The following is a 26,887-nucleotide window of genomic DNA, read 5'->3' as shown; positions in this document are numbered from 1 at the left end:
TTTGTCACCGACCTGATTAGCTACTTGCTATTTTTTAGCACCAGAAGAATATGTACCTGACAGTAAAAAATTATGTTAAGGCGTCAATCATTATCTTTTAAGTTCTCTCAACTGACTTTGTTGTACTTGCTTTAATAGCTTTTCCCAACTATCAGCAGCTGGAAGACACTTAAAGCCTTGACAAACTACACCAATACTATTTTCTGGTAGTTCGGGCTGATTAGCAAAAACAACGGTGGGGAAATAACTCGCTAATAAAGAATTTATATGTCCTTGTGTGGTACGAACTAAAGTTGAGTGATAATACCAATCCAAGGCATTTAATAAGCTCGGACAGGCTTGGGGAGCACGACTCATAACGCTTCGAAATGCTTTTAAACCTTGTTCGGCAAAATTAAGATACTGCAGATTATCAGTCAGTAAAGCAAGACGAACCAAATTCGCGATCGCAATTCCATTTGCCGATGGTGTCGCATTATCTGCGTAACTCCGCTCTCGAATAATTAATTCTCCCCTAGTATTGCTAGTACTGTTGTAGTATCCGCCAAGTTCCATACTCCATAAAAACTCATCAAATTCTTCTTGAAGAGAAACAGCAGCTTCCAACCAATACTGCCGATCTGAACAGCAACTTTGCAAATCTAAGAGAGCTTTAATTAAGAAAGCATAATCTTCTGACTGGGCAAAAATATCTGGCTTACCTGCATAATTTATCCTGTGTAAGCGCCCATCCACAAATTGATTTTCTAGGATAAAATTTGCAGCCTTTGTTGCTAGTTGCAAATAAGATGGAACTTTAAAGACAGCATATGCCCGAGCCAAACCAGAAATCATTAAGCTATTCCAGGCAACAATCATTTTAGTATCTGTCACTGCTGGAATACGTCCTTTCCAATTGGAAGATTTTGCTTCTTGATTATCCCTTGCAGGAGGAAAATAATTTAGTGCAAGGGGTGTTTCGCCATACCGAGCAATAAATAATTTGGTCAATGCAGCTTCTGCTAAGGAAGAAATTTTTCCCGGATTTCGCCTTTGTAGAACATTTTGAGCGATTGTTTCCGTAGAAGCTGAGTCAGCAAAATTTCCCTCTTGAGTGACTGTAAACTCCTGTTGCAATTCTGTTAGTTCTTCTGGGGTCAAAAGTTTTTGAAGTTCTTGATAGCTCCAAACATAAAAAGCTCCTTCTTCCGGTTCTAATGCTTTGGAGTTGGTGAAACTATCTGCATCTTGCGCCGCATAAAAATATCCTTCTGATGCGGTCATTTCTCGCTGTAACCATTTTACAGTTAGATCGATTGATCTTTTAAAAGCAGGTTCTTTGATGCCGGCGCTCCATAAATTCGCTAAATACTCGACAATTTGACCGTTGTCATAGAGCATTTTCTCAAAATGGGGTACAGTCCAAGTTGGGTCAACTGTGTAACGATGAAATCCACCACCAACATGGTCAAAAATTCCACCATTAGCTAAATCTAATCCCCTTCGACGACAAACTTGCTTTCCATCACATTCAGATTCAAAATTAAACCTGTTTGCTCCCAGTGCAAATTGGGTGTAGGGAATCATGGGAAAACTGTTACCGCGATCGTTGGGAGTAACAATCCCAATACAGGTTTTCCAACCTCGCTCCAATAATTCTTTATCTTCAGATTCAGTTTGATTCTCAAATTGCAAAGCGGTAGATGTTTGCAGCGAATTTAGAATAGCAGAAGAACGTTCTCTCAAATCTTCCTTTTCAGAATCATAATAACCGCGAAGTGCTTGCAAAACCTGCAAAAAACCTGGGCGACCATAACGAGGTTCTACAGGAAAATAGGTACCGGCATAAAAGGGGACTAAATTTTCTGGCGACAGAAAAACATTTAAAGGCCAACCCCCCTGACCGCTAATCATTTGCAAAACCTGCATATAAATGCTGTCAATATCGGGTCTTTCTTCCCGGTCTACTTTAACGGGAAGAAAATTAGCATTCATATATTGGGCTATTGCCAAGTCAGAAAACGCTTCACCTTCCATGACAGTACACCAGTGACAGCTAGAGTAACCAATGGAAAGAAAAACTGGTTTGTCCTCAGCTTTTGCTGTAGCGAGTGCTTCGTCACACCAGTACCACCAATCGATTGGATTTTCAGCATGTTTACGAAGGTAAAGACTTTGAGAAAGAGCAAGGCGATTGGTCATGACTGCGACAAGAATAATTGCCTACTTTGCCCAGTCTAACCTGATATCTACACTTCACAATCAAACCACTTCAGATTTATCTCAGACTTAGTACTTTGCAGCAGAAACAGTTCGGTTACAAGAACCTAGGAACCAGAACTTAGTAGAAAAATTATCAAAAATAACTTAATAACTGGAAATTAGCGACGAGAACGCACAAATCTAGCGATCGATTCGGGAAATGGTTGTAAACGTTGTCTTGTCCTGACATTAGTTGAGTTTCTGCCACTCAATCCCAGGGTTAAATTAAGTAGGAAAGTAATGATAATGGCCTGTACAAGTTTTTCTAACATATTTTTACCTTTATATATCTTAAGATGGATGACAATTACTCCTTTTATTAAAAATTTCCGAGGTGGGAAGATTATATCCGGATTTTCGTCAGTGAAAATGCTTAAAAGTTACATTCCATAGCTATTTCCTTAATTGTCCGTTACCAATTACCATATGGCTCTTAGCATAGCGTGACGTTAGTCATACGCCACGCTGGACCGCGCGGCGGGCGTATACCAATTTGTCAATTCCAAAATAAACGGCTTTCCCTACCTACGATCGGCCAGCGAATCGATAGAATGTTTTTAAAATAACTACAAGAAAGCTGCATGATTCCTATCGTTATTGAACAATCGGGTCGTGGCGAACGTGCCTTCGATATCTATTCGTGTTTGTTACAGCAGCGCATTATCTTTTTGGGACAACCGATTGATAATAACGTGGCTAATTTGATCGTTGCTCAACTGCTGTTTTTAGATGCTGAAGAACCAGACAAAGACATTTATATGTATATAAATTCTCCAGGTGGTTCAGTGACAGCTGGTTTGGGTATCTTCGACACCATGAAGTACATTCGTTCCGACATTTGTACTGTTTGTACCGGACTCGCAGCAAGTATGGGAGCTTTCCTCCTCAGTGCTGGAACCAAAGGTAAGCGTATGAGTTTACCTCACTCTCGAATTATGATTCACCAACCCTTAGGTGGTGCTCAAGGGCAAGCAACTGATATTGAAATTCAAGCCCGTGAAATTCTTTATCTCAAGCAACGGTTAAATGGATATTTAGCCGAGCATACAGGTAAATCTCTGGAGAAAATTACCGAAGATACTGAAAGGGACTTTTTTATGTCCCCAGAAGAATCTAAGGAGTATGGCATTATTGACCAAGTAATTGACAAAACTTCTGCTGGTAGCCGTCCCATCGCAGTCGTATAAAGCCTCTGGGGAAACGATTGCTAGTAGCTAATAGTTAAAGTTACTGTCATTTTAACTTGTATATTGGGGGTGAACTGGTAGAGGTTCCCCCCCAAATTTTTATTTAGAACATACTCAGAACAACATTTTTGCGTAAGATTTGCGATTGATTGTATGGACAAAGCGGGCGCTTATCGCAAAATCTGGCAAGTAAAAGGGAAAAACATCATCTTATATCGAATCCGATTTCTAAAACCCCTTTCCTTTATATTTTCTGGGATTTCCCCCACACCTCTCACACCTCCCACACTTTCCACACCTCCCACACTTCTCCTTTCATTCTTAAAAAGAATTAAGCCCAATATTAGTATTAATTCTCATTCCCCATCCAGGTAACGCCAATACCCAATCAAAATCCGGGATCCAATGGGTCTGCAGGTGTGGGTTGAGATTTCAGATATTCGAGGAATTCTAATAGCTGTTCGTCAGTGAGCAAACTACGAGCGCGTTTGTTATAAGTCTGAATTAAATGTTCTCTTCCTTGTTCCCTTGTCCAACCCAAACGGCGCATTTCCACATCAATTTCTGCAATTGGGTCTAGTAAACTTTTAGGTTGTGTTGAATCCTTGGGCTCAGTTTTTTTCTTTTTCCTAGTAGTTGATGAAGATTTTTTTTCTACTGATGCTGTCACTTTTCGTTCTTCCTCTACAGAATATTCGGGTGACATAAATGACTGCACATTAGTGGAAGACATTAATGGTAGCTGATTTTGAACCACACTTTCGTCTGGGGTACTAACTCCATTTTCTGGAAGTGGAGAATCAAATTTAAGCTGAGAATCAACATTAATACTCCCAGAATCAAGACTGGGTTGATTTATTTCTTGGGGTGGAGCATCAATATTTGCCGTTAATCCCGAACCTTGATAACTAGAACCTTGATAACTATATGTTGACTTTGCAGCAGTAAATTTATCTTCATCTCTAGCTGATAATACTTCATCAGCTTGGGCTTTAGTCAGTTCCCTTGGGCTAGGTTCAAATTGTTTTGCAGGGGTCACCTCTTTGACCATTGGTTTTTCTGGAACTGGGGGTTGGTTATGTTTAATAGCCCCAGTTGCTGTTTGACTTTCTGTCGCTTGACTTATTTTCTGCCGATCTAGATCTAATTGTGCTTTGACAGCAACTTCCTGGGTATTAATTTCCTTAGTATTAAAATGAGGGGAATGTCCTTGAGCTTCTTGAGCCTGAATAGCAGGATTTGTAGAATTATTCTGTGGGTTTGTTTGCTTTAAAACCATCAAAGCCCTCTCTCTTGCCCGATCTTCCGCTACTTCAATGGTTTCCGCAGCCGCCATACCTGTGATGCGAGTTACACCTTGAACTTGCACATTCACCCGAACAATATACTTGTCATGGTGAATTTGGATTAATTCAGAAATGATACTACCTTCAGGATACAAGCTCTGAAACTGAGCCAAAATCATACCTTCACCGTTCTAAAATTGCATGAATTACAGATAAAATTTGGTTAAAAAATATAAACTAATTTCACTAAACTTTGCTTACTCCCTACATAATGATTTGCAATTAAGCCTGGGAGATTATTCCTTTATAGATTATTTTAAATTCATATTAATGTTGCTTACCAAGCTCGAGTCAACAGCAAGAGTATGAAATAATTTTGTAGAGAATAATGAGGCAATAATTTAACTCCTCAATCTCTTAAACAACACTTAATGAATCAGATAAATTGCGGTTGTTTGAAAGGATAACTTTGCCTATCGATTACTTGCAAGGCTTTTGGTTCTATTGAGTTGAGACTAACTGCAAAATTGTTATGGTTAATAATTTTGTATTTGGCCGTAATCTGCTATTTTAGTGCCAGACTGTCAAATATCATGCCTTTTATTGCTTGGCTTTCAATGTTCCCATTGTAGCATTAGGTTTTTGAAGAGATGTTTGGCTGCCAAAGCACGATTGTTAAGTATTCCGGCAAGTAATGCTATACTGATCACCCAACTGGACATCCAGAACTATTTTCTGGAAGTACGCTCTAAATCTACAATAGTAAAGGTAAGGTTCGCCTTTTGAGTTATTTGACCTACTTGCCTGATTGTTATCGATTCTACATATGGAACAATTCGGTTTGTCGGCAATATCTCCTAGTTGAAAATCAGAGTTGGATGGTGTAAAAGCACCTTTGTAGCTAAGATAATCAATAGCTTACGGTTTCTCTTCCCGTTTTCAGAAGATACCGTATTTAATGATTTATCCCAGCTCTACTACCAGAGAAAATCCCTTGCATAACTACCACTAAGGCGCACCTTACAGGACTGCGTGCTTCACCGGATTGTCTGGATGAAGGAACTGGAACCAAAAAAACTCTGATGAGACTAACAGTACCCTTCGATTGGGGCAATTTGCCACAAGTTTCTGTCGGTTTTAGGGGTATCAAGCCTGCGAACCACAATTGCACAAAAAAATGATGTTTTGACCAAAGGTCGTTTCACTGCATGGAATTTTCAATCGCCACACTGCTTGCCAATTTCACCGATAATAAATTGGTAGCTCGCAAGTTATTAGAAAAGAAACTTGGTTGTGAAGATGAGGAAGGTTTACAAAAACTTCACATCACTTTGGACGTTCTGGAAAAAATTGGGCTTTTGCTCAAAGAACGCGGTAAGTATCGGCTTGTTGCGGAAGAAGAACTAATTGAAGCAAAACTTCGTTGTTCCAGTAAAGGTTTTTGCTTTGCTATTCAGGATATTGAAGGTGCTGAAGATATTTATATCCGCGAAAGTCACCTGTCTAATGCCTGGAATGGCGATCGCGTTTTGGTTAAAGTTCTTAAAGAAGGTAGTCGCCGTCGCTCTCCAGAAGGCGAAGTTAAATTAATTTTAGAACGTTCCAATCACACCTTGTTGGCGCGGATCAAACAAGTTGAAGGTGGCTATCGCGCCGTACCTTTGGATGACCGTTTATTGTTCGAACTCAAACTAGCTATTAACGGGATGACTTTGGAGGAGTCAATCGACCACCTCGCTCATGTCGAGGTAGTTCGCTATCCTTTAGCGCAGTATCCACCAATCGGTCGGGTGGTGCAAATCCTCGGTAGCGATGCTGAAGCAGCAGCCGATATTGATTTGGTCACCTGTAAGCACGACCTTTCCCGTAATTTTTCCGAGACAATAGAAGCACTAGCATCTAAGTTACCCAAAAAACTTCTTAAAGCAGATCTAAAAAATCGTCTGGATTTACGCAAGCAATTGACCTTGAGTATCGCTAATGCTTGGGGCGATCCCAAAACAATTGAGAATGCTTTTAACTTAGAGAAAAATGATGATGACACCTGGCAATTAAATTTTCATATTTCTGATGTTTCCCATTACATCCAACCAGACGAACCCCTCGACCGGGAAGCGATGAAGCGGGGTAGAGCGGTATATTTGGGAGATTTATTTTTACCAATGTTCCCAGATGCTGCGATTCAACGGTGTTCTTTACTGTCAGATAAAGACCGTTTAACCTTATGTTTTTCAATTAACATCGATCCTGACACAGGAAAAGTTTTGGAATGGGAGATTCAACCGAGTGTTGTCAAAGTAGATTTAAATTTGAGTCAAAAAGAAGCTAAAGCAATTATTGCTGGCGAAGCTACTAAGCGCTCGGATGAAATCGTGGAAATGTTGCAAGAGTTGAATGCTCTGCGATTTGTGTTGGAAAAAAATCGTTTGAGTCGGGGTAGCTTGCAATTAAACTTACCTATCAATCAAAATCCTTATTATGATGAAGGGATTTTGGGTTGTGTGGTATCTACCGATTCTCCCCTACAGTCGCTATTAACTGAGTTGGTAGTGCTTGTAAATCAATTAATGGCATCCCATTTACATGCTTTAAATATCCCTGCAGTTTGGCGAGTTCAAGGTACTCCCGATCCTGAAGATGTTCAAGAAATGCTCAAGTTAGCAATCAATTTGGGTGTGGAGTTAGCATTACCGGAAGATGTAGATATTCAACCCTTAGATTATCAGCATTTAATTAGGGTGTTTGCAGAATCTGCTTCTGAGCAAGTTTTAACTTACTTGTTGCAGGATACCCTAAAGCAAGCTTCTTACACTACTACCCAAAGTGCACATTTTGGCTTAGCGTTACCAGAAGGTTATACCCACTGTACTGCTCCATTACGTCGTTATCCAGATTTACTCATGCAAAGGGTATACTACACCTTGTATGAATATGGACGCGATCGCCGCAATACCCGCGTTAAAGAACGAGTCAATTTGCGTTCTTCTTCCTGTCATGGCGATATTAACTGGAATGTTCTACCACCGGAATTACAGCAAGAACTACAAAGCGATTTAACCCGAGTTATTACCCAACTTAATGATCGGGAAAAACAAGTCTTAGAAGCAGAAGCAGATTTAGAAGGCTTACAACGTGCTTCTTTGATGAAACAACGCATTGGAGAGGTTTTTAGTGGTGTAATTACTGGAGTTCAATCCTACGGATTTTTTGTGGAAATTGAAGTTCCACCATCCAGTTCCAAGAAAGGTAATGATTTACCGCTAAGAGTTGAAGGATTAGTACATGTCAGTTCTCTCAAAGATGACTGGTATGAGTATCGTGCTCGACAGCAAGCATTATTTGGACGTAAGAACCGTGCTTCCTATCGCTTGGGAGATAGAGTATCCGTACAAGTTAAAAGCGTCGATTATTATCGTCAGCAAATTGATTTAGTAACCGTTGGTAGTGATGGTTTACCCATTGGTCGCGATATCAATGTGAATGATGACGAGCGAGGTGACATGTATTACAGCGATCGCTTAGATCCTGAAGATATGGACGAATATGATGATGATTAACTTCTGAATAAAAGATTGAATTCAAAAGTACGATCTTGTATTCATATAAGCGTCCAGAAAATTGGACATGACCTAGAAAAAGAGTTAAAAGTGTTAACGCTTTACAGAAGTAAGGCAAAAACAGACAATGAAGAAAGGTAAAGGAGTTTAAATATTCCTATCCCTTTCTTCTTTCACAAGAATGTGTTTATTAACCAATGGGTTTTGGTCTATCTGGGCGCAATAAATCCTATTACCTCAAGTTAAACACCCTTTCAGGACAATATTCAAGAAAACTACTACTTCAACGTATAGTTCCCATTTCTTCCTTGGGGAGATGCTTGTGCTAAAAATGGGGGCTTTTATTTTTTGTTCTAATTTCCTTCCCCATTGCCATTAATTAACCCCCAAAAACTTTAGATAATTTTGAATCTGAATCAATAAAACGTGTCAAACAATAATAAACTCTCAAATAACAAACCCCTGATTGTTGGTGTATCTGGTGCATCTGGATTGATTTATGCAGTACGCGCCCTCAAATTTTTATTAGAAGCTGATTACGAGATTGAATTAGTTGCATCCAAGTCCAGTTATATGGTTTGGCAATCGGAACAAAGTACCAGGATGCCGGTTGAAGCCGTTGCACAAGAACAATTTTGGCGAGAGCAAGCAGGAGTAGAAACCTCAGGTAAATTACGCTGTCATCCTTGGGGTGATGTGGGAGCTAATATCGCTAGTGGTTCTTTCCGGACTTTAGGAATGGTTATTATGCCATGTAGTATGAGTACCGTAGCAAAACTCGCCAATGGTCTTAGTTCCGATCTGCTGGAGCGAGCTGCAGATGTACAAATCAAAGAAGGACGTAAACTAATTGTTGTTCCGCGAGAAACTCCTTTTAGCTTAATTCATTTGCGCAATTTGACCATGTTGGCGGAAGCTGGAGTAAGAATCGTCCCTGCAATTCCTGCTTGGTATCATAAACCGCAGACCATTGAAGACTTAGTTGATTTTGTTGTAGCTCGAAGCTTAGATCAACTTGATATTGATTGTATTCCAATTCAAAGATGGCAAGGTCGTAATATTTAAAGTGAGCGAATAGGGAACAGGGAACGGGGAACAGCGCCAATACCCCGCAAAGCGCTAGTTTGCCATCCAGTACAGCCACCCCGTAGAGTGGGAAAGAGCGCAAGACAGGAAACAACTTATTAAATTCCATACTAAATCTGGGTTGATTATCCTTCTTTTAGTAATAAGAAAAGTGTGGGGAGTGTGGGAAATGTAGGAAGTGTGGGAAATGTAGGAAGTGTGGGAAATGTGGGGGGAAATCCCAACCTAATCGCTAATAGCAAAGCCTCTGACTTAACGTCACGCAATACCTAGAGCTTTTATGGCGACGGCAGATCCGTTCGGAACGTAGCGCAGCAATGCCGTAAGCCGCGTGCATTCGTCTTTAGACGCGTCCAAACCGGTACGCTTACGCTAGCCGCTAATGCTAACGCCGTTAGGCGCGGACGTATACCAATTACCAATTACCAATTACCAATTACCAATTACCAATTACCAATTACCAATTACCAATTACCGATTCCCTGTCCCTAACTTATATCGAAATCAAAGATCTAAGATAAAAATATAGGAATAATTAGTTTAATATTCCGGATCTCCTGCAGACGCGTTAGCATCAAAGTCAAATAAAGTACTTATAGCTTTAAATTATGTAATTTTTGAGCGCGTACGATGTGTCGATCGGGACATATAATCGCGTGTATGCTGACTTCTGTTATAAATCCCTCTTTAAATTGCTATGTCTGTAAATCGCTGGATTTTTTTGGTAGTGGTACTTGGAGGACTAACGTTATTTATAGCGCAAAACTTGTCAGTCGTCCCACCACTCCCACTAGTGTTTTTGGGTGTACAAACTCAAGCACTTCCCTTATCGATATGGATATTAATCAGCATTATTGCTGGTGCGATCGCCTATGAGTTTATTGCTAGTTTGCTAAAATTACCAAATCTTCGCCAACCCCGAGACACCTTTAAATCTTTTAGTAACCGCCGCAATCGCCAAACAAAAACTTCAACTCGCGGTTATTCCCAACGTTACTCTAGGGAAGCGGAATCAAGGTCTGAGGATAATAATACTTCACCACCTAGGGGTACAACTAGAAATCAAACTCGACAATATGACGATTATGACAGTTGGGAAAATGCAGGAGAAGTAGATGATTGGGATTTTGAAGATGAAAGAGAAGAAGCATCAGATTATTCTCGAGACACAAGAGTAAGGGATACAGATACTTCTCGGAATAACCAAACAACACAAAGCAATGATGACTTTGATTCTGATTCTGATTCTGATTCTGATTCTGATTTCGATTACGATCCTGGCTATTCATACAACTCACGCGAAGCGAAAAATTCGGGTGTAGGGAGAGTTGAGTCAATTTATGATGCTGATTACCGCGTGATTACTTCTCCTTATAAATCATCCAGCGCAGAGCAATTTGATGAAGCAAAAAACCAAGAAGATGACTACGACGATGAGTGGGATTTTTTAGAAGATGATGATTTTGAGGTTAAGGATAAACGACCTCAAAAATAGGAAAATATTAGCTGATACGACAATTTTCGCGTGATTCTTGCTTGACTCTGCCTGCCATTGCCGCTTCTTGGAGAGACATAAAGGCATTCAGGTCTTCTAGATCGTACTTTTGGCTAAGTAACTCGCGCAATTTATTTTCTGCTTCGAGCGTTAAACAACCTTTTGCTATGGCTTGTTGTACAACGTCACGAATTCGTGTCATGGTAAAAACCTCTCAACACCACATTTGTTTATTCGGACTGTCTTAAATACGATATGCATACTCGGTTATGTAATAACCGTGAAATTCGCAACGCTTTTGATTGAATATTTTATAATTAGTCATTTTTACAGTTGTTTATTAAGCAAATTATTGTTTTTTTTAGATTAGATCGAGTAACTTGGTAACTAGTAATACTGTAGCGATCGAAAACTATATTATTTATAGTTAAAATTACCCTACTAGAGTTTAGTGTTAGTTTATTTATATTGACTTGTCGGAGCTTGATAAAGTTTCAAATAATTTATTTTAATTACGGTCAAGTATTAACATCTGGAATAAACGACTTACATATTACATAACAGACGTTATTAAATACGTTATCCATTATTTATTGTTCCATTTATTGACTTGTAGCTACTTAATGAAAACGTCGTTAAGATAGTACTCTTTAGTTAATTTAAAAAAGAATCCGCATGAAAGCACAAGAAAAAAATAACTTTGAAGAAGAATTTATAGAAGCTAAAAATAATTGGGAGTTAGAAAAGTTATATGTGGATTTAGCATCGGCAAAAGGAAAAGCTCTAACTCCTGTAGAAAAAAAGTTTTTGAGAGGTTTACTTTGCGCTTTTAGTCCCGCAGAGATTGCCAAAACTGTTTATAACAGTAATAGTAGCAGCACTGTAAGAGTATATCTATCTAATGGTTTATATAAATATATAGAAGAGATGCTGGGCAACCAAATGGGATACTCAGTAAAAGTAAAAAATTGGAGTCGTGTAACTCCTTTATTAGAAAAAGCTGGTTATAAAAAAAATTGGATGCCCAGCAATGGTATAAATGGGATTAATGGAATTACAGTACATCAAGACCGAGTAAAAAGTGATTTATTTAGTATAGAATCGTCTGCAAAACTAGATTGGGGAGAGGCAATTGATGTTAGTAGTTTTTGTGGGCGAGATGAAGATTTAGCCCGAGTTAAACAATGGATTATCCAAGATAATTGTCGCTTAGTTTTACTCTTGGGAATTGGAGGAATCGGCAAAACAGCTGTTTCTGTCAAGCTTGCAGAGCAAATATCACAAGAAAACTTCGATTATGTCATTTGGCGTTCGCTTCATTTATTGCCGTCATTAGATGTACTTTTAAAGCAGATATTACAAATCATATCTCCAGATTATGAAGGGATGATTTCTGACAACATCGATAATAATATTTCGTTGTTGATTGATTGTTTGCGTTCGTCTCGCTGTTTAATTGTTTTAGATGGTTTAGACTCTATTTTATGTAATGGTTGTTTGAGAGAAGTAGATTATCCGAATTTAACAACTGATATTTTGGATGAGACAAATAGTATTGGTTATAATACAGCTCAAATTTGTTATCGTCCAGGTTATGAAGGTTATGGAGAATTAATCAGACGTTTGGGAGATTCTCAACATCAAAGTAGCTTGCTGTTAACTAGTCGTGAGAAACCACAAGAAATTGTAGTTTTAGCCGGACAAACATTACCAGTTCGTTGCTTAAAATTAGATGGCTTAAATTATAAAGAAAGTGCTGAAATACTCAAATCTAAAGGATTCAAAAAAATAAAAAATGATGAGATTAAGCTGTTAATTGATTGTTATGCAGGTAATCCTTTATTTTTAAAATTGGTGGCAACAGCTATTCAAGAATTATTTAACGGAAACATTTATGAATTCCTCGAGCAAGGAACTATAGTTTTTGGTGATATTCGCGCAGTATTAGATCGACAATTTAATCGTTTATCAAACTTAGAAAAGCAAATTATGTACTGGTTAGCATTGAATCAAGATTTTGTTTCCGTGCGTAAATTACAAAAAGAAATTTTGCTAAGGGTTTCGCAAAGATTAATTTTAGAAGCAATTGATTCATTGCAAAGACGTTCTTTAATTATCAGACAAGAGTCTAATTTTTATATAGCACCGGTAATAATAGAGTATATAGGCGAAAGATTAATTGAGGAAAACTTCAGATTAATGCGGGATAATAGCGGTCTATCTTTAATTAACCAAACAATTTTTGAAACTCAATTAAAAAACTACATTCGCGACGAAGCTCTTAAAAGCAGATATCTAAAATGATATAACTGTAAAATAAATTTCATACTGCATTCTAGTTATCTTCCCGCTTTCTGGTAAATTTAAAAGTTAAGGTGGTAAAGCTTTTAACCTGCAATCTTAATTCTAAAGCGGAGCGCAGTTGCTTGTGAATAATTTATTACAAGGAATTAACTTGTACCTGATTGGCATGATGGGTGCTGGTAAGACTACTATAGGTCGCTTGTTGGCTCTTGAGATGGGGTATAGCTTTGTAGATACTGACGAAGTAATAGTTCAAGCTGCGGGATGTACCATTAATGAAATATTTGCTGAATCAGGAGAAGCAACTTTCCGACGATTGGAAACTGAAGTATTGTCTCAAATTTGTGCTCACACCAGATTAAGTATTGCAACGGGGGGAGGTATTGTACTGAATCAGAAAAATTGGAGTTATCTGCACCACGGTTTGATTGTATGGTTAGACGCACCAGTTGAATTACTTTACAACCGCCTTGCGGAAGATAAGACTCGACCTTTGTTACAAGATCCAGATCCCAAAGGTAAACTGCAGAGCATTCTCGAACAACGACAAAAACTTTATGCTGAAGCAGATTTACGAATTAAATTGAATGAAGGGGAAACACCTGAACAAATTACTCAGAGAATATTGGAGGAAATTCCCAGCGTTCTCAAAAATCCTGTTTCTGCAGATGGGTAGTGGGGATTGGGGATAGCACTGCGTGTCGCCTTGCGGCATATGGTGACTAGCGACTGGCGACTGGGGATTGGGAGCGAATTGCTATTTTAACTTTTTACTTTTTACTTTTGACTTGTACTATTGACCCCAAGCTGTGAGACATTGTTGAGATAATCATCAATAGATCGCACTTAAACTTTCTACCTTCTCCTCATGATTGTTAACGATTCCGAATTTATTCAAGAAGATGCTGCAACTCGCGTCCGGGTTCTGAGCGAAGCATTACCTTATATTCAACAATTCGCCGGTCGTACGGTTGTAGTCAAATACGGTGGTGCAGCGATGAAAGATAGCAATCTTAAAGATAAAGTTATCCGCGATATTGTCTTTCTTTCCTGTGTTGGCTTACGACCGATTGTAGTCCATGGGGGCGGTCCTGAAATTAACAATTGGTTGGGTAAAATCGGAATTGAACCTTTGTTTAAAGATGGTTTGCGCGTAACCGATGCTCCCACAATGGATGTGGTCGAGATGGTCCTAGTTGGTCGCGTTAATAAAGAAATAGTTTCATTAATTAATCAAGCTGGTGGGTCTGCAGTTGGACTCTGTGGTAAGGACGGTAATTTAATTACTGCTCGCCCCCAAGGTCAAGAAGGTATTGGGTTTGTGGGAGAAGTCAGCAGCGTAAATATCAAAGTTCTTGACACATTAGTTGGAAATGGTTATATTCCCGTTGTTTCTAGCGTAGCAGCAGATGCAAATGGTCAGGCTTATAACATTAACGCTGATACCGTTGCAGGGGAAATTGCAGCAGCCCTCAACGCAGAAAAATTAATTTTGCTAACTGATACAGCAGGAATCTTAAAAGATTATAAAGACCCTTCAACTCTTATTCCTAAAATAGATATTCAAGAAGCTCGTAGTTTAATTAAAACGGGTGTAGTTGCCGGTGGAATGATTCCTAAAGTGAATTGTTGCGTGCGATCACTAGCCCAAGGTGTCCGTGCATCCCATATTATTGATGGTCGAATACCCCACGCTTTGTTATTGGAAATCTTTACCGATGGTGGTATTGGGACAATGATTCTTAGTTCCCAGCTTGATTTTTAGAGGTTTGGGATTAGGGATCGGGGATCGGGAATTGGGCATTGGGAATTGGGCATTGGGGTGAGCCCGCGCCTAACGGCGTTAGCGGTAGCGTGGCGTATGACTGGCGTCACGCTTCCGCTAAGAGCCATAAGCACTGCGTGCCCGCCTTGCGGCATAGAGCCTGCGGCGTCGGCGGAGCCTCTGGGGATTGGGATTAGGACTTGAATGGGAGTGATAATTAAAACTTAATAAGTTATTTCCTGTTCCCTATTCCCTGTTCCCCATTTAATCAGAAGTGAGAAAATAAAAACAGCAGTGCGCTGTTTATGTAATAAAAGTGACTTCAGAAAGTTTAGAACTTGCCAGAGCTAGATATAAAACTGGAAAAGCAGCATTCGAAAATGGTAAATATCGGGAAGCTGTAGAAAATCTGGAAAAATCTTCCGCGTTATTAGCCCGAAATAGCCGGTTTGCAGGTGAAGTAGAAATTTGGTTGGCGACCGCTTACGAAGCTGCAGGACGTACTGAAGATGCGATCGCTTTGTGCGAACGACTCAAACGTCATCCTTATCCAGAAACTAGTAAGGAAGCCAAGCGTTTGCAATATATTCTTCAAGCACCCAAACTCAAACGCCCCGAAGAATGGATGACGAAAATTCCAGATTTTACAGATGTACCTGATAATGACTCAAAAATTCGTCTTTCAGTTGCTCCCAAAAAATCTTCTGGACAACGCAAAAAACCTGAGCCAGAATTAGTTGACTTAACTCAAGTAAACACTAAGGATAATCGTTTTATTACGATTGCATTAGTTGCTATTGCTTTAACTGTGTTTAGCTTAGTATGGTTTAGTATTTGAAGCTTCAAAAGTTAAGTAAAAATATTTTCTGTTTTTCACAATTGCGCTTATGTCAAGACTAAGCAAAAAAAATTCATTCAATACATTGTCAGTTATAGGAAAGCTCTTGTGGCGAATGCGCCGTGTGATTTGCATTGTAGCAATTGCCCTACTACTATCGGGTTGTGTAGAATATGATGTCGGTACAACCTTTTATAACGCTAATAGTGGTGAGTTAGTACAGAAAATCCAATTAGGAGACAGATTAACCAGCTTTAGCGGCGAGTCAGTTTATGATTGGTTAGATGATATTCAAAGTAGTGCTCGTCAGGTAGGGGGAAAAACCAAACGAGTTTCACAAAAAGAACTCATCGTTACAATACCTTTTAGTAGTGGACATGAGTTACAGGAGAAATTTAATAAATTTTTCCACCCCGAACGTAAGAAGAATTCTAAATCTAAGGTCAAGTCAAAAGATAATCGAGCTAATTCAGAATTCAATCAGATTGAATCAAACTTAGTAGTATCAGATAATAACTTTATTTTCTTTAATCGCGAACGCTTAATTTATAATTTAGATTTGCGTTCTTTGGGCTTAATTTCAAACAAGGGTAATGCCCTCGTTAATACTGATTCAATTCTCGATTTGGAATTTGTTCTCAATACACCCTGGGGTGCAAAGAACATACAGAAATCTGAAAATGCACTTCCGGCAGACAAACAGGAAGATAAACTTGTTTGGGAACTAAAATCTGGCAAACTTAACCATGTTGAGGTTGTTTTCTGGCTTCCCAATCTTTTTGCGATCGGTACATTGTTGATAGTTTTATTTGTCTGGGGTGGAATTTTCCTGAGATATACTGTCATTCCACTTCCTGCGATGGATATTCCTCAGAAAACAGCAACTGAGTAAGGATTAATAGCGTTGCATTTTGGGAAGATAAAATTAAATATTATCGATGGTTTTTTATCTTTAATGAGCGTGCAACGCTCTATTTTTTTTGATTTTTTCAATTATCATATAGCGTTACGCGCAAGTAAAAAGTAAAAAGTAAGAAGTGAAAAGTAACAAGTAAAAGCTTATAAATTGCAGCTTTTAGCACGTCTACGACGTTAGCATAGCCTGTCCTAGGACAAACAGAATTTACGGATATCCTAACTTTATTACTTAGTGCCGTATGCATTCATAACTTAGTTACGTAGCAATACTAAACAATTCGTGTTAGCCGCATCAAAGATGTTTGCATGCAGAGCTGTGAGGGGCACCGGAGGTGTTAGTAGGCATACTACGGATGAACAGCTTGCTGCGTCCAAACGCTGTAAGCGCGTTCCGTCCAAACGCGTAAGCATACCGTAGGTAAAGATCAAGATTGTAGAGACGGGATGTTATAACCTAACCATTACACAATACCTACGGTGGGCTTATGGGCTTGCGTTAACGCGTCTTTGCAGAACTTATCTGTTCATAAATTAAATAGGAACCTTAAATTATTATTGATGATAATGGAAAAATTCTTTCATGTGTGGTTTAAATACAGCGTTCTTAATATCTGCTTGATGAATTAGCTCTTACAATTTGAGATAACAAATTGATTTGGAAATTTAGATAAGTACCAAAATAATAAAGAGTAAAACAATGAATAAGCGGATTTTACTACTTGCTATCTTATTTATATTTGTATTTGGATTCGTTTCATCCCAAGAAACTAGTTATAGAGCGTTTAAAACAGATATCAATACTCCATTTACAGATTGGGTAAGAAATTTAGAAAGTTTAGAAAAAAGTATTACTACTATTCTTTTATTTTTAGGCAAAGTAGCCCTAATTCTACTAATTTCTATTATTATTCAACGCATTTTATTTTTAATTTGGAACCGTTATTCACAATTAGTCATTGATAACTTTAAAAACGCTTCTGGAAATGAAGAACTTGATAGCGTACTACCAGGATTGAGTCAATTAGCTCGAGAAAGATTGTTGCGGGAAATGAAAGGGGTTCACAATAGACTCAGGGAACATGTTGATAAAGTAGCGCCTAAAAGCTACCGCCCCAATGACAGGTTAGCATTACCACGAGCTACCCCAGACCAAAGATTAGCAAATTTAGTTGACTCCCTCAATGAATTCACACCCGATCAAATCGATCCAGTCGTGCAGCTATTGAATGTGATTTTTCCAACCTATGGAACAAAAGTTACCAGTATCCTGCAAAATCGAGGAAATAATAACGAAAAAATTGGTATTACTTTTGAAATTACAGATATTGAAGGTCACCTAGCCTCAAAACTTTATACTGTATGGGAATCACCCCTAAACTTAGAAAACAACCACGAGCAAAAATTAGAAGGGGAAGAAGGGGAAGAAGGAGAAGAGGAAACTAATAATGCATTCCCATCTCTCAAAGAACGTTACCGATTACTATTAAAACCGGCTACTCGGTGGTTAGCAATAGAACTATCGCGACGAGAAATGGTTGCAGCAGTCCCCCAATTTTACTTTGGTAAAAAACGCATGCGCTACCAAGCTCAAATTCATAATTTTTTTGGCGTTCTTTATTATGCGAGCGCTCCAACTCATGGTTTCTTTTTCTATAAGCTAGCAATCGAAGATTTCCAAGCAGCAATCACATTATGCCCTAACTGGTATCAACCCCATGAAAATCTTGCCGATATTTATAGTACTAAAGGACGCCAAATTAGCAATGTTAAAGATAGAAAAATTGAAGGGTATCTTAGTGATGGAAGAAATTTACAAAGAAAAGCTATTTTGGAATATGAGAGTGCATTAAAAAAATGTACAGATAAAGAGTCAATTCGCAGAATAAGAGTTGGTAAAGCAATATCTCAATTACTTGTAGGGGATCTAGTTCAAATTCAAGAAGCTAAAGATGAAATTGAGTATCTCGAGAAAAATTGGGATGCGACTCTAGAAATGAATGGACGATTTATTTACAGTATGGCAACTTGGTATGCAATTACTTTCACTCAAGGTTATGGGGGCGATTCCATCAAGAGAATAGCTCAAACTTATCTTGTTTATGCTCTAGTAAGAAATACTGAAAATGATTTTTGGAAGTGGGCTGGACAAGATCCAGATTTGCAAAAAATTCGAGGCAATTTTGCGGAGTTACAGTTTGTGCTCTTGAAGGAACTTAATAGATTTTCGCAATTATCTAATCTGAAAGGTGAGGAGTTTGCTAAAGCTATAGAAAAAATACTTGATGAAAGTAAATGGTTAGAGTGAGGTGATTAGTTCCCATGAATGAAAACAAAACTTCCAAATTAAATACAAAAAAACTTACAACAAGAAAATTTAAGGGGAAGAGCTTAAACTTGAATAAATGGCGCTGGCTATTCTTGACCTTAATGAAATACCCTTGTGCTCAGCGCCGAATTCAAAACATGAAAAAAAATAATCCTACTCAGTCATCAATTGCTAAAGACATTACGCCTTGGGATGATGATGAGAGTAAACTTTTTCTCAACTAAAAAAATATTGAAAACTTTGATATTCAAGGTGATAAACGTTCTATTTCCCAAGTGTCATCATCGTGTCTGCTGTATAGTAAGCGGTCATGTAAACGACTGGAGCGTCCCTGCCAAAACTCAATTTCTGCAGGGATGACTCGAAAACCTCCCCAATGGGGTGGACGTGGAACTTCTAAATCTTGATACTTTGCTTGAAGTTCTCGTAAGCGCTGCTCTAAAGTTTGGCGACTGGAAACTATTTCGCTTTGATTAGACGTCCATGCTCCTAGACGACTGTTAAAAGGACGACTGTGAAAATATTCATCTGATTCTTGAGCCGAAATTTTCTCTACACTACCAGTAATGCGAACTTGACGTTCGAGTTGTGCCCACCAAAAAACTAGCGCAGCATGGGGATTAGCTATTAGTTCTTGACCTTTTCGACTATTGTAATTTGTATAGAAAACAAAACCCCTGCCATCATAGTCTTTAAGCAACACCATCCTTGCTGAGGGCTTACCTTCAGAACTAACTGTGGCAACAGTCATGGCATTGGGTTCCGGTATATCGACCGAACATACTTGGTCAAACCATTTCTGAAATTGTATAACAGGGTTAGGGTCTACCTCAGTTTCATTTAACTCTTGCAGGGTGTAATCTTTGCGAAGATCGGCTACTGTTCTATCCATCGGTGTTTTTATTCTTGGCGACTAGCTAAAGTTAATCAACCTACTTGTAAAGAGTTTAGTTTGTAAAGTGTCTAATCCGTAGAAATTTAATCTATAAAAGTTCAATCTGTAAAAATTTAATCTGTAAAAGTTTAATCTGTAAAAGTTTAATCTATAAAAGATTACATCCTGCCTAACCCACATCACACAGATTGCTCCTATGCGCCTTTCAGCCTCTGTGCAAAATTTATTATTCTATGGTCTAAGTGGTCCAATTATTGCTCTCAACATTTGGCTGCTGTCTTTACTATTTAGGTATTTCCAACACCCAATTACTCTTGTCGGTACAGCGGCTATTTTTGCTTTTTTACTTAACTATTTAGTCAAATTTTTAGAGCGCGCTCGTTTTAGTCGAACTCAGGCTGTAATTACTGTTTTGGGAATCTCCTTAGCATTGTTAGTAATTTCAGTTATTACCCTTGTACCAATAGTTATAGATCAAACAATTCAGCTACTACACCAAATTCCTGATTGGTTAACAGCTTCCCAAACTAATATAGAACATTTGGCAGACTTAGCCAGAAGGCGACGATTACCTTTAGATTTTAAACAAATTAGCGAGCAAGTTAATACTTACATTCAAAATTTAGTTCAGCAAATTCCTGAGGGTGCTGTGGGATTTGCAGGAAGTTTGTTTTCATCGCTAATTAATTTCATATTAATTGTTGTCTTAAGTTTTTATATGCTGCTTTATGGTAAAGGAGTGTGGCACGGTTTAATAAATATACTACCAAAAAAAATTCGCGTCCCTTTTGCCAAGTCATTACAACTTAATTTTCACTATTACTTTTTGAGTCAAATTTTGCTTGCACTATTCATGGTAGTAACTCTCACACCTATTTTCTTTTTGCTAGGAGTACCATTTGCCCTATTATTTGCCATAACTATTGGAATTTCCCAACTCATCCCTTTTATTGGAGCAACCTTAGGTATTGGCTTAGTGACTTTATTAATTTTGATGCAAAGTTTCTGGCTAGCGATTGAAGTTGCAGTGGTAGCAATCTTGATTCAACAACTTAAAGATAATTTGCTCACTCCAAAATTACTTGGTGATTTTATTGGCTTAAATCCTGTTTGGATTTTGGTGTCTATACTGATTGGATTTGAAATTGCCGGATTGTTTGGGACACTAATTGCAATTCCTATTGCTGGAACAATTAAAGATACATTTGATACTTTAAATAACAATAGATCTTAGGGGGAAATGGGAATAAATAGAGGTTAAGTCCTATTACTTGTTTAACCAAATATATTATCTACAGTTTTTTAACCGTAAATTCCAAAAAACTAAGCATCAAAAATAAATAAACCTGGAATTTTCCGGCTCTTTAGCTTAATATCAAAAAAACAATAAACCATCTTTATTTAAATTTATCTGGGCTCTACTCAAATTTCCAAAAAATCTCTATACTTGTAAAAATTCTATTAATTTTTATATTAAATTTAGATAAAAATATCATGCTATACTTGATTCGTTGATTTTATGCTCATATTATCTTGCCGTGAACTACAACTAAAAGGTTTATCTAAACAGGAAAAATCAAAAGTTGTATGACCATAAAGTTCTATTGGCTAAGAAGCTGATTGTCAGTTTCAAATAAAAACTTAAACCTAACTAATTACTTCCTAAATTTAGTGCGATGTTTCCAGTCAGGCAATTAAACTTTGTTATTATTTTTATTCTTGGTTTGGGTTTGGTCTTATTTGCCATCCAGAACAGCGAGCCAGCAACAATTCAAATTCTTCCCAACCTTGAGGTGAAAGCACCAGTTGTTGTGGAGTTCCTACTAGCGGTTGGCTTGGGGGCGATTTTGGCATGGTTATTTAGTGTCTGGACCCAATTACAACAAAATTTAATCTCCAGCCAAAAAGTTCGGCAAAAAAATATGGAGATTCGAGAATTAAAGAGCAAGATAGAAAATTATCAAGAGGAAGTTCAATCCTTAAAACTTGCACTTCCTCCAGCCGGTGAAATGCAAACAAAAGATTTGCAAGAAGCCAACGCTGAGTAAGAAATATGAAAAATAAGGTTATCACCTCTTCTATTGTGAATGTTGTGAATTTTTGACTCTGGGTGTATAAATGGATGCTTCGGAGCTTTTGGAGACAATTCAGCAATTAATTTACCAAGCAGAACAAGGAAAAATCGATCCTTGGGACGTGCAGGTAATAGAGGTGATAGATCGATACTTGGAATTAATGGCACCCCAAAAAAGATCGAGAAATTACGAGACCGATCTATCTCAGTCGGGGCAAGCTTTTTTGTCGGCTTCAATGCTGGTTTTATTCAAGGCAAACACCTTAATGCAAATGCAACTTGCTCCAGAAGTTGATGAAGAAGTTTTGCCAGAAGACGAATTAGGAGGGGATGAAGATAATTTATTACTTTATAAAACTGCCAGACTCCCACTAGAACGACAACTTCGCCGTCGCCCTGCCGCAATGCCGCCCGCCAAACGTCCTGTAACTTTGCCAGAATTAATCGAGCAGTTACAGATTATGGCGAGCCAACTCAAATTAGTGCAGAAGGGGAGTAAGCCTCCCCGTCGCAACCGAGTTCCGACCGTTAGAACTATGCGGGCGGCACTCGATCTGGCTCACCAAGAAAATCTTACGGAAGTAGCAGGGGAATTAGAGCAAGTTTTATACCATTCTGCTGCGGAGTTACAATTAGAACATAACTGGGTCAACTTAGAGCAATTAGTAACATTATGGACTCAGAAAACACAGTTACAACTTAAAAACCCCGGTCATGATTCCCCTAACTCTCATACGGTGAGCGTATTTTGGGCATTGTTATTACTATCAGCACAATCAAAAGTCGAATTATTTCAGGAGGACTTTTACCAAGAGGTAAAAGTTCGCTTGCTTGCTCGAACTATCAATCCCGAGCAACCTATAGATATATCGACGAAGTAATTTAGGTAGAAGTAATGTAGGCGAATTTGTGACCCAAGTTTTATTTCATGGAGTTTTTTTTAGTAAAACCCAAAATCTGAGTAAATAGGTTAAAGATAGATAATGGATTTTCCTGTAACTACTTATGAATTGAATAAGTGAGGAGTTGCATGCTAATCCATCCGGCACAGTGATGACTAAGAACATAAATAAACTGATGACTAAGTATCACTTGACGATCGTACACTGGCTTTTGGTTGAGGAATAAATATTTATGAAGGCGATGATTCTAGCAGCGGGTAAAGGAACTCGCGTTCGTCCTATTACCTACGTCACACCCAAACCAATGATCCCCATCCTACAAAAGCCAGTGATGGAATTTTTGTTGGAGTTGCTGCGTCAACATGGATTCGATCAAATTATGGTCAACGTTAGCCATTTGGCTGAGGAAATAGAAAGTTATTTCCGTGATGGTCAGCGCTTTGGCGTGCAGATCGCCTATTCTTTTGAGGGAAGAATTGATGATAATGGCAAATTAGTAGGGGAAGCCATTGGTTCTGCAGGAGGGATGAAACGAATTCAGGATTTTTCTCCCTTCTTTGATGATACCTTTGTGGTTTTGTGTGGGGATGCTTTAATCGACCTAAACTTGACAGAAGCTTTAAAGTGGCATAAGTCCAAAGGCTCAATTGCAACTATTGTGATGAAATCTGTTCCTAAAGATCAGGTTTCTAGTTACGGGATCGTTGTTACTGATGAAGAAGGTCGCGTCAAAGAATTTCAAGAAAAACCTAAAGTAGAAGAAGCCAAAAGTACTAACATTAGTACTGGTATTTATATATTTGAACCAGAAATATTTAAGTACATTCCCTCAGGGGTAGAGTACGATATTGGTGGGGAGCTATTTCCTAAATTGGTAGAAATCGGCGCTCCTTTTTACGCAATACCAATGGACTTTCAGTGGGTAGATATTGGTAAGGTTCCCGATTATTGGCAAGCAATTCAAGGAGTATTAACAGGGAAAATTAAGAACGTTAGCATACCCGGTCATGAAGTTGCACCTGGAGTTTATACTGGCTTGAACGTAAATGTAAATTGGGACAAAGTAGATATCCAAGGTCCTGTTTATATCGGTGCAATGACTAAAATTGAAGATGGGGCAAAAATTATTGGTCCAACTATGATTGGTCCGAATTGCTGGGTGTGTAGTGATACGACTGTAGAAAATAGCGTAATCTTTGAATATTCTCGTTTAGGAGCAGGAGTTAGATTAGTTGATAAATTAGTCTTTGGACGCTACTGCGTGGATAAAACTGGCGCATCAATTGACGTTCAAGCAGCATCTTTAGATTGGTTGATTACAGATACTCGTCAAACACCACCATCTACCACTCCTATGGAAAGACAAGCGATCGCTGAATTGTTGCAAACTAATGGCAGCTAACACAAGTAGTCGATCGCAAATTAACGTCCCCATATTAATAAATACGGCTTGATTGGGGTTTTTTAATCCCCATAACATCAGCAATATACCTTTCTGGTTTTATTTCATGCTGGTGAATTATCTCTCCCTCCCCACAAAGTTTGCGGGGAGGAGTCGCTTAGGGTGAAGTTAAAAGTCAAAACCCAGAATTCAAAATTCAGAACTCAAAACTCAAAACTCAGAACTCAAAACTCAGAACTCAAAACTCAGAACTTTCGTTGATTTCTAAGTTATGGCTAAATTCTAACTTTTGAGCAAATAAGTATATCGACTCAAACTTTGCTCGTAAGTTTGTAATAATTTTTGGGATTCTGACAAGGTAATCTGCTTATCTTCCAAAGCAAGTTCGCAGCGTTGGCGAATTTTTTCGACCAAATCTTCTGAGTCATACTGCACGTAACTTACCACTTCACTCATTGTGTCACCCTTAACAACATGTTCGATTTGATATCCTTTGGGTGTTAGCTGGATATGAACTGCATTTGTATCCCCAAACAGATTATGTAGGTTCCCCATTATTTCTTGGTAAGCTCCATTCAAAAACATACCCAAGTAGTACGGTTCTCCAGTTTTAAAAGCATGCAGTTCTAATACCGACTTCACATCTCGAAGGTCGATAAAGCGATCAATCTTTCCATCGCTATCGCAGGTCAAATCTGCTAAAATCCCTCTATGGGTTGGTTCTTCATCCAAACGGTGAATGGGCATTATTGGAAATAACTGGTCAATAGCCCAGCAATCTGGAGCAGATTGAAATACTGAAAGATTGGCATAATAAATGGAAGCCATTATTTCTTCTAAGTCTTCCAAATCATCAGGGACATATTCCTGTTGTCTGGTAATACTAAGAATTTTATGACAACAAGCCCAGTAAAGTCGCTCTGCTTTTGCACGTTCTCTGAGTGGTAAAATTCCTAAATTAAACCGACTGATTGCTTCCTCTTTAAATTGAGCTGCATCGTGATATGCTTCCTGATAATTTTCTTCACTAATTAATTGATAAGTTTCCCACAGATAACTAATAACTTGAGATTCACCTTCCCGTGGTGCTTCTGGAGCTTCAAAAGGTACTTCAGATGTGCTGAGTACATCAAAAATTAAAACTGATTGATGGGATGCAACTGCTCGTCCACTTTCACTAATAAGTGTCGGTACAGGTATATTTCTTTCAGCGCAGGTATCTTTTAACTCTGCCACAATATCGTTGGCATAGTTTTGCATGTTGTAATTTTTGGAAGCATAAAAATTAGTTTGGGAACCGTCATAATCCACACCCAAACCACCACCAACGTCAAGATACTTCATGTTTGCGCCCAGCAACGCCAGTTCCACATAAATTTGGCTGGCTTCCTGAATGGCGTCTTTAATTACGTTAATTGCGCTAATTTGTGAGCCGACATGAAAATGTAACAATTGGAAAGAATCTAACAGATCGGCATCCCTGAGCTTATCTGCTGCATTAATAATTTCGGGAATTGTCAAACCAAATTTAGCACGATCTCCAGAAGATGTTCCCCAACGTCCCATTCCTCTAGTGCTAAGTTTAGCTCTAACACCAAGGATGGGTTTAATTCCTAATTGTTCGCTGACTTCAATTACCAGATCGACTTCTTCAATTTGTTCTAAAACTATAATCGGCATTTGCCCAATTTTCTGGGCTAACATAGCCGTTTCTATGTATTCGCGGTCTTTATAACCGTTACAAATTAATGGTGCACCCGGAGTGTCAAGTAACGCTAAAGCAATCATTAATTCCGGCTTAGAACCAGCTTCTAAACCAAATTGATGGGGTTTACCAAAGCGAACTAAATCTTCAATTAAATGACGTTGTTGGTTACACTTTACGGGGAAAACTCCACAATAATCGCCGGGATAATTGTAACGGGCGATCGCTTTAGCAAAGCAAGCATTTAAAATTTCAATCCGATTTTCTAAGATATCAGAAAAGCGAATTAACAGGGGTAAACCCAAATTTCGTAGCTTGAGAGCATTTACTAACTCATATAAATCTAGAGAACCACCACGATCTCCTTTGGGAGAAACAGTCACATGACCAGCAGCATTAATTGAAAAGTAAGGTTGTCCCCAACCTTCTATTCGGTAAAGTGCTTCACTCTTTTCTATTGTCCATTGGTTAGGTGGTACTTCCTGAACTGTAGACGGCGGTAACATCTGTATATCTTGTTTCTTCCTACCGCCATTGAGTGAGACTGGCGTCTTATCTGAATGTGAATTTACCACCTCAGAGGAAGCAGCAGTTGACTTAACACCCATTTCTTCCTGACCTTTATGTAACACCGGCGAGCTTGCAATTTAACCTATTTATTTTTGAGGAGAATATCAAAATTGGCTATCTTTCTTATACGTTGTAACATAGACCGTTAGCATCAGTAGATACTTGACAAAATATACTCAATAAATAGGTAATAAAATTCATTTATAAAAACTCATCTATAAAAAATTAATTTACAAAAAGTCAGAAGGAAGAACAAAAAAATTTAGGACTCAAAAATTTAGATTCCAAAGATTTAGATTCGAAAAATTTAGGTTTTGGTAATTTAGGCTCCTCAGT

22 protein-coding genes are annotated in these 26,887 nt (G+C 38.4%); 15 read left to right on the top strand and 7 right to left on the bottom strand.

From position 1 onward, the window contains the following. Positions 1–90: 90 nt before the first annotated feature. Entirely contained in the window at positions 91–2,181 is a 2,091-nt protein-coding gene (locus tag BC008_RS14145) for a thioredoxin domain-containing protein (protein ID WP_027843129.1), read from the bottom strand. A 179-nt stretch (positions 2,182–2,360) separates the two neighbouring features. Beyond that, the gene (locus BC008_RS49475; RefSeq protein ID WP_161938115.1) at positions 2,361–2,513 is read right to left on the bottom strand and encodes a hypothetical protein; all 153 of its coding nucleotides are present in this window, start codon (positions 2,511–2,513) and stop codon (positions 2,361–2,363) included. A gap of 309 nt (positions 2,514–2,822) precedes the next feature. Here BC008_RS49475 and clpP point away from each other — a divergent pair, with 309 nt between their 5' ends. Further along, on the top strand, positions 2,823–3,428 hold the full coding sequence (gene clpP / locus BC008_RS14140) for an ATP-dependent Clp endopeptidase proteolytic subunit ClpP (RefSeq protein WP_027843128.1): 606 nt from the start codon (positions 2,823–2,825) through the stop codon (positions 3,426–3,428). 388 nt (positions 3,429–3,816) lie between these two features. Here clpP and BC008_RS51315 read toward each other — a convergent pair whose 3' ends face one another. After that, entirely contained in the window at positions 3,817–4,890 is a 1,074-nt protein-coding gene (locus tag BC008_RS51315; protein ID WP_235595869.1) for a hypothetical protein, read from the bottom strand. Positions 4,891–5,669: 779 nt separating this feature from the next. Then, entirely contained in the window at positions 5,670–5,885 is a 216-nt protein-coding gene (locus tag BC008_RS49470) for a hypothetical protein (protein ID WP_058183612.1), read from the bottom strand. Positions 5,886–5,922: 37 nt separating this feature from the next. Here BC008_RS49470 and BC008_RS14125 point away from each other — a divergent pair, with 37 nt between their 5' ends. The 3 genes from BC008_RS14125 to BC008_RS14115 all read left to right on the top strand — a co-directional run bounded on the left by BC008_RS14125 (position 5,923) and on the right by BC008_RS14115 (position 10,852). Continuing rightward, positions 5,923–8,271 (top strand): ribonuclease R family protein, encoded by a 2,349-nt coding sequence (locus tag BC008_RS14125; protein ID WP_027843126.1) that lies wholly within the window; start codon positions 5,923–5,925, stop codon positions 8,269–8,271. A gap of 426 nt (positions 8,272–8,697) precedes the next feature. Continuing rightward, positions 8,698–9,336, top strand: coding sequence for a flavin prenyltransferase UbiX (locus BC008_RS14120; protein ID WP_027843125.1), 639 nt, complete (start codon positions 8,698–8,700; stop codon positions 9,334–9,336). A 718-nt stretch (positions 9,337–10,054) separates the two neighbouring features. Then, a complete protein-coding gene (locus BC008_RS14115) occupies positions 10,055–10,852 on the top strand; it encodes a hypothetical protein (protein ID WP_027843742.1) in 798 nt (265 codons plus the stop codon). 7 nt (positions 10,853–10,859) lie between these two features. Here the strand turns inward: BC008_RS14115 and BC008_RS14110 are convergent, their stop codons facing one another. After that, a complete protein-coding gene (locus tag BC008_RS14110; RefSeq protein WP_027843741.1) occupies positions 10,860–11,054 on the bottom strand; it encodes a hypothetical protein in 195 nt (64 codons plus the stop codon). A 473-nt stretch (positions 11,055–11,527) separates the two neighbouring features. On the opposite strand from BC008_RS14110, the gene BC008_RS14105 reads away from it, so the two are divergent. The 7 genes from BC008_RS14105 (at position 11,528) to BC008_RS14075 (ending at position 19,227) form a co-directional block, all read left to right on the top strand. After that, on the top strand, positions 11,528–13,156 hold the full coding sequence (locus BC008_RS14105; RefSeq protein ID WP_027843740.1) for an NB-ARC domain-containing protein: 1,629 nt from the start codon (positions 11,528–11,530) through the stop codon (positions 13,154–13,156). 124 nt (positions 13,157–13,280) lie between these two features. Further along, positions 13,281–13,832 carry a shikimate kinase gene (locus BC008_RS14100; protein ID WP_027843739.1) on the top strand — a complete coding sequence of 184 codons (552 nt, stop codon included), beginning with the start codon at positions 13,281–13,283 and terminating at the stop codon, positions 13,830–13,832. 195 nt (positions 13,833–14,027) lie between these two features. After that, on the top strand, positions 14,028–14,921 hold the full coding sequence (argB, locus tag BC008_RS14095) for an acetylglutamate kinase (protein WP_027843738.1): 894 nt from the start codon (positions 14,028–14,030) through the stop codon (positions 14,919–14,921). Positions 14,922–15,237: 316 nt separating this feature from the next. Then, complete coding sequence (locus tag BC008_RS14090; RefSeq protein WP_027843737.1) at positions 15,238–15,759, top strand: tetratricopeptide repeat protein; 522 nt, start codon at positions 15,238–15,240, stop codon at positions 15,757–15,759. Between the two features lie 49 nt (positions 15,760–15,808). Next, on the top strand, positions 15,809–16,651 hold the full coding sequence (locus BC008_RS14085) for a DUF3153 domain-containing protein (protein WP_082650550.1): 843 nt from the start codon (positions 15,809–15,811) through the stop codon (positions 16,649–16,651). A 723-nt stretch (positions 16,652–17,374) separates the two neighbouring features. Continuing rightward, complete coding sequence (locus BC008_RS14080) at positions 17,375–18,982, top strand: hypothetical protein (protein ID WP_058183611.1); 1,608 nt, start codon at positions 17,375–17,377, stop codon at positions 18,980–18,982. Between the two features lie 14 nt (positions 18,983–18,996). After that, entirely contained in the window at positions 18,997–19,227 is a 231-nt protein-coding gene (locus tag BC008_RS14075) for a hypothetical protein (RefSeq protein WP_027843735.1), read from the top strand. 23 nt (positions 19,228–19,250) lie between these two features. Here BC008_RS14075 and pdxH read toward each other — a convergent pair whose 3' ends face one another. Then, a complete protein-coding gene (gene pdxH, locus BC008_RS14070; protein WP_027843734.1) occupies positions 19,251–19,895 on the bottom strand; it encodes a pyridoxamine 5'-phosphate oxidase in 645 nt (214 codons plus the stop codon). Between the two features lie 199 nt (positions 19,896–20,094). On the opposite strand from pdxH, the gene BC008_RS14065 reads away from it, so the two are divergent. From BC008_RS14065 to BC008_RS14050, 4 genes are all read left to right on the top strand, one after another. After that, complete coding sequence (locus BC008_RS14065) at positions 20,095–21,132, top strand: AI-2E family transporter (RefSeq protein ID WP_036265709.1); 1,038 nt, start codon at positions 20,095–20,097, stop codon at positions 21,130–21,132. Between the two features lie 442 nt (positions 21,133–21,574). Then, complete coding sequence (locus BC008_RS14060; RefSeq protein ID WP_036265708.1) at positions 21,575–21,946, top strand: LapA family protein; 372 nt, start codon at positions 21,575–21,577, stop codon at positions 21,944–21,946. Between the two features lie 70 nt (positions 21,947–22,016). Then, a complete protein-coding gene (locus tag BC008_RS14055) occupies positions 22,017–22,853 on the top strand; it encodes a segregation/condensation protein A (protein WP_027843732.1) in 837 nt (278 codons plus the stop codon). Positions 22,854–23,106: 253 nt separating this feature from the next. Continuing rightward, complete coding sequence (locus BC008_RS14050) at positions 23,107–24,276, top strand: sugar phosphate nucleotidyltransferase (RefSeq protein ID WP_027843731.1); 1,170 nt, start codon at positions 23,107–23,109, stop codon at positions 24,274–24,276. A gap of 282 nt (positions 24,277–24,558) precedes the next feature. On the opposite strand, the gene speA is transcribed toward BC008_RS14050, so the two are convergent. Further along, positions 24,559–26,589 carry a biosynthetic arginine decarboxylase gene (gene speA / locus BC008_RS14045; protein ID WP_027843730.1) on the bottom strand — a complete coding sequence of 677 codons (2,031 nt, stop codon included), beginning with the start codon at positions 26,587–26,589 and terminating at the stop codon, positions 24,559–24,561. Positions 26,590–26,887: the final 298 nt, after the last annotated feature.

This window comes from Mastigocoleus testarum BC008 (assembly GCF_001456025.1).
Taxonomy (GTDB): Bacteria; Cyanobacteriota; Cyanobacteriia; order Cyanobacteriales; family Nostocaceae; genus Mastigocoleus; species Mastigocoleus testarum.
The sequence above is the reverse complement of the archived record's forward strand: the minus strand, read 5'-3'. Positions and strand labels throughout refer to the sequence as shown.

What these genes read in the sequence shown, in the direction of transcription:
- BC008_RS14145 (WP_027843129.1), bottom strand. Translation starts at nt 2,181, where the DNA reads ATGACCAATCGCCTTGCTCTTTCTCAAAGTCTTTACCTTCGTAAACAT.
- BC008_RS49475 (WP_161938115.1), bottom strand. Translation starts at nt 2,513, where the DNA reads ATGTTAGAAAAACTTGTACAGGCCATTATCATTACTTTCCTACTTAAT.
- clpP (WP_027843128.1), top strand. Translation starts at nt 2,823, where the DNA reads ATGATTCCTATCGTTATTGAACAATCGGGTCGTGGCGAACGTGCCTTC.
- BC008_RS14125 (WP_027843126.1), top strand. Translation starts at nt 5,923, where the DNA reads ATGGAATTTTCAATCGCCACACTGCTTGCCAATTTCACCGATAATAAA.
- BC008_RS14115 (WP_027843742.1), top strand. Translation starts at nt 10,055, where the DNA reads ATGTCTGTAAATCGCTGGATTTTTTTGGTAGTGGTACTTGGAGGACTA.
- BC008_RS14110 (WP_027843741.1), bottom strand. Translation starts at nt 11,054, where the DNA reads ATGACACGAATTCGTGACGTTGTACAACAAGCCATAGCAAAAGGTTGT.
- BC008_RS14105 (WP_027843740.1), top strand. Translation starts at nt 11,528, where the DNA reads ATGAAAGCACAAGAAAAAAATAACTTTGAAGAAGAATTTATAGAAGCT.
- BC008_RS14085 (WP_082650550.1), top strand. Translation starts at nt 15,809, where the DNA reads ATGTCAAGACTAAGCAAAAAAAATTCATTCAATACATTGTCAGTTATA.
- BC008_RS14080 (WP_058183611.1), top strand. Translation starts at nt 17,375, where the DNA reads ATGAATAAGCGGATTTTACTACTTGCTATCTTATTTATATTTGTATTT.
- BC008_RS14075 (WP_027843735.1), top strand. Translation starts at nt 18,997, where the DNA reads ATGAATGAAAACAAAACTTCCAAATTAAATACAAAAAAACTTACAACA.
- pdxH (WP_027843734.1), bottom strand. Translation starts at nt 19,895, where the DNA reads ATGGATAGAACAGTAGCCGATCTTCGCAAAGATTACACCCTGCAAGAG.
- BC008_RS14065 (WP_036265709.1), top strand. Translation starts at nt 20,095, where the DNA reads ATGCGCCTTTCAGCCTCTGTGCAAAATTTATTATTCTATGGTCTAAGT.
- BC008_RS14060 (WP_036265708.1), top strand. Translation starts at nt 21,575, where the DNA reads ATGTTTCCAGTCAGGCAATTAAACTTTGTTATTATTTTTATTCTTGGT.
- BC008_RS14055 (WP_027843732.1), top strand. Translation starts at nt 22,017, where the DNA reads ATGGATGCTTCGGAGCTTTTGGAGACAATTCAGCAATTAATTTACCAA.
- BC008_RS14050 (WP_027843731.1), top strand. Translation starts at nt 23,107, where the DNA reads ATGAAGGCGATGATTCTAGCAGCGGGTAAAGGAACTCGCGTTCGTCCT.
- speA (WP_027843730.1), bottom strand. Translation starts at nt 26,589, where the DNA reads ATGGGTGTTAAGTCAACTGCTGCTTCCTCTGAGGTGGTAAATTCACAT.